General features: G+C 31.3%; 5 protein-coding genes. 2 read left to right on the top strand and 3 right to left on the bottom strand.

Annotated elements, in window-relative coordinates:
* Window positions 1–485 (bottom strand): 1-acyl-sn-glycerol-3-phosphate acyltransferase (locus ACH2BG_RS06110; protein ID WP_395046831.1); only part of this gene is annotated, 485 nt, incomplete at its 3' end.
* A 53-nt stretch (window positions 486–538) separates the two neighbouring features.
* On the opposite strand from ACH2BG_RS06110, the gene ACH2BG_RS06105 reads away from it, so the two are divergent.
* A complete protein-coding gene (locus ACH2BG_RS06105) occupies window positions 539–754 on the top strand; it encodes a hypothetical protein (RefSeq protein ID WP_395046830.1) in 216 nt (71 codons plus the stop codon).
* 35 nt (window positions 755–789) lie between these two features.
* Entirely contained in the window at window positions 790–1,212 is a 423-nt protein-coding gene (locus ACH2BG_RS06100) for a spermidine synthase (RefSeq protein ID WP_395046829.1), read from the top strand.
* Between the two features lie 59 nt (window positions 1,213–1,271).
* On the opposite strand, the gene hutH is transcribed toward ACH2BG_RS06100, so the two are convergent.
* Window positions 1,272–2,774 carry a histidine ammonia-lyase gene (hutH, locus tag ACH2BG_RS06095; RefSeq protein ID WP_395046828.1) on the bottom strand — a complete coding sequence of 501 codons (1,503 nt, stop codon included), beginning with the start codon at window positions 2,772–2,774 and terminating at the stop codon, window positions 1,272–1,274.
* A 97-nt stretch (window positions 2,775–2,871) separates the two neighbouring features.
* Window positions 2,872–3,640 (bottom strand): NAD(P)H-hydrate dehydratase (locus tag ACH2BG_RS06090; RefSeq protein WP_395046827.1); only part of this gene is annotated, 769 nt, incomplete at its 5' end.

The raw sequence follows: 3,640 nt of genomic DNA, 5'->3' as shown, positions 1-3,640 counted from the left end.
AGATCCGCTTCAATATTCCCTGTTGGATAAAATGGTTCGCAGAGTTTTACTTCTTTTTCTCCAAAATTAAAAACTACTGGAATAATTGGCACATTTGCTTTCATAGCAATATAATAAAAACCCGTTTTCCATTCGGTAACTTTTTTACGAGTTCCTTCAGGAGCAATCGCAAGAAGAAAAATTTTTCTTTTGGTGAAAATATTTGCAATCGCATCTACTTTATTCAAACCGCCTGTTCTATCAAGTGGCTCTCCTCCCATCCAACGAAAATAAGCGCCAAATGGAAATTTGAATAATTCTTTTTTGGCCACAAAATTCATTTCTAAATCTGTAATTCCTCGCGTTAAAATACCTAAATAAAAATCATGTGCACTCGTGTGCGGCACAACAATCATAATGCATTTTTTTATTTCTGGCGAAATGGTTCCGTTAATTTTCCAACCCATAAGTTTGAAGAAAATTAACTTATATATTCGTTTTTTCATTTTTAATATTTTATCAAAAATAACATTATATTTACTATTTGAAAAGGCAAATTATGAATTTCAAGCGACTTTTAAGTTATTTAATCCCAATAAAAATAGATGAAATAAAATCTGATATTAATAAAAATCTGGAAATAACTTGGAATAATGGACAATTAGTATTGGATTCAGAGAACACTAATTTTTCTTACGGAAGTTTGCAAAAAGTATTGAGATTTGGATTGAAAAAAATTGGTTTTGAGCAAGTCAATCATTTAAAAGTACTTTAATATTAGGAGTTGCTGGTGGAAGCGTAATTAAAACTTTGATTGATGAAATACAATATAAAGGAAAAATTACTGGTGTAGAAATAGATGCTGAAACGATAACTCTTGCCAATAAATATTTTGGTTTAGATAAAATTGAAAACCTTCAGATTGTTATTGCTGATGCTGAAAAATTTGTAGCAGAAACTAAAGAAACCTACGATTTGATAATCCTCGATATTTTTGAAGATAATATTATGCCTGATTTTCTTTTTGAAAATGCATTTATCAGTAATGTGTTGAAAGTATTAAACACAAATGGCTTTGTTATTTTTAATACAATTGTAAGTGATAATTCGGCTCAAATTAGAAACGAAAAATTTGTAAAACTTATAGTATCGAAAAACATAAAACTACAAAGAATTCCTAATCTTGAAGGAGATAATGAGTTGTTGATTTTGAATCAACTTATTGTAAAATAAAATTCCTTATACATTCAAAATAAATTTGATCATATAAGGAATTTAAGAAAATATAAGTTTTACTCTACATCATCAATTTGAAAACTATTCAAAAACAAAATAGCTTTTTCTATATCATAATGCAAGATTCTATCTTCGGTAACTAACGGTACTTCTTCTCTAAATGATTTGATGAACATTTCGAGAAAATCACTCGACTGTAATGGTCTTCTAAATTCGATTGCTTGCGAAGCATTCATTAATTCGATAGCTAAAATACGTTCAAGATTTTCAACAATTTTTAACGTTTTTGTCGCTGCATTTGCTCCCATACTGACATGATCTTCTTGACCATTACTAGAAACAATACTATCTATACTTGCTGGCGTTGCCAACTGTTTGTTCTGACTAGCAATACTTGCCGCTGTATATTGCGGAATCATAAATCCTGAATTTAATCCTGGATTGCTTACTAAAAATGGTGGTAAATCTCTCAAACCAGATATTAATTGGTAAGTTCTTCTTTCGGAAATACTTCCTAATTCTGCCACAGCAATTCCTAGAAAATCTAAGGCTAAAGCCAAAGGTTGTCCATGAAAATTTCCGCCAGAAATAATAATATCACTTTCTATAAAAATATTCGGATTATCCGTTACGGAATTAATTTCGGTTTTAAATGTTTTTCTTGCATAATCGAAAGCATCTTTACTTGCTCCGTGAACTTGAGGAATACAACGGAAAGAATACGGATCTTGAACATGCTTTTTTTCTTGAGCAATAATTTGACTTCCTTCTAATAAATCATTGAAACGACGAGCCGTATTTATTTGTCCTTTATGCGGACGAACCATATGTATTAACTCATTGAAAGGTTCAATCCTTCCATCGAAACCTTCCAAAGAAATCGCTGCAATAACATCGGCTAAATACGATAATTTTGATATTTTTATTAACGAATAAACGCCGTAAGCACTCATAAATTGAGTCCCATTTAATAAAGCCAATCCTTCTTTAGATTGTAAAACGATAGGCTCCCACCCCATTTTCTCTAAAACTTTGTGAGTTGGTTGTCTGAAACCATCATAATACACTTCGCCTTCTCCTAATAATGGTAATGATAAATGTGCTAAAGGTGCTAAATCGCCCGATGCACCAAGTGAGCCTTGTGTATATATTATTGGAAGAATATCATTGTTATAAAAATCTATTAATCGATGAACTGTTTGCAATTGTACACCAGAATGTCCGTAACTCAACGATTGAATTTTTAACAACAACATTAATTTCACAATCTCTTGTGGCGCTTCATCACCAGTTCCGCAAGCATGAGATTTAACCAGATTTTCTTGAAGTTTAGACAAATTTTCATCAGAAATAATCACATTACAAAGCGAACCAAAACCTGTGTTTATACCATAAATTGGTTTGTCGTTATTTTGCATTTTTTTATCTAAATAAGCACGACATTTTTCGATATTTAATGTGGCTTCTTCAGAAAGTGCAATTTGTTTTCCTTCGTAAATAATTTGTGCTACTTCTTCAATAGAGATAACATCGGAAGTAATATAATGGGTATTGTTCATTTTAGAATTTTAAGACTCCAAAATTCCGCAAACAATAATTAAAAAGCAACATTTTTTATCAGTATTATTTTAAGACAAGAATATGTCATCAAAAAAATCATGTAATAATATGCAAATAGGCTTCACCGAGAGTCTCGATAATATCTGATGCGATAAAAGATTGATAACTTACATCTGGATATGCAATGTCAGCTGTTAATCCGTGTAAATAAACACCAATAATTGCCGCGTCAATAGGTTTGTAAGACTGAGCAACAAGACTGGTAATAATTCCTGTTAGCACATCTCCACTGCCTGCGGTAGCTAGCGCTTGATTTCCTGTAGTATTTTCGTAAGTAGCTGTATTATCAATAATAATTGTAGGAACTCCTTTTAAAACAAATATCAGATCATATTCAATACAAATTTTTTTAATCATTTGAAGTTTTTCTTCCTCAGAATTCCATTTACCAGTTAGTCGTTCTAGTTCTTTTTGATGTGGTGTCAAAATTGTTTTTTTTGGTAATAACGACAACCATTCTATGTTTTGGGAAAGAATATTCAAAGCATCGGCATCAATAACTAATGGTAATTTATTCATATTTAGAAAATTGAAAAAAGCATGTTGCGTGTCTGGATGTTGCCCCATTCCTATTCCAATACCTATTGCTTGTGGTTCAAATTTGTAATCTATTTTTATAATATGTTCTAAATAATCATCGGTAATAACCATAACTTCTGGTATTGAAATTTGTACAATATCATAACCACATTTTGGAATATAAGCAGTAACAAGCCCTGCCCCCGATTTTATACAAGCCTTTGAAGCTAAAACCACCGAACCCATTTTACCATAACTTCCACCAATAATCAAAGCATGACCTTGC

The organism is Flavobacterium sp., from assembly GCF_043779715.1.
Classification (GTDB): Bacteria; Bacteroidota; Bacteroidia; order Flavobacteriales; family Flavobacteriaceae; genus Flavobacterium.
This window is presented reverse-complemented; position numbering and strand designations above follow the sequence as displayed.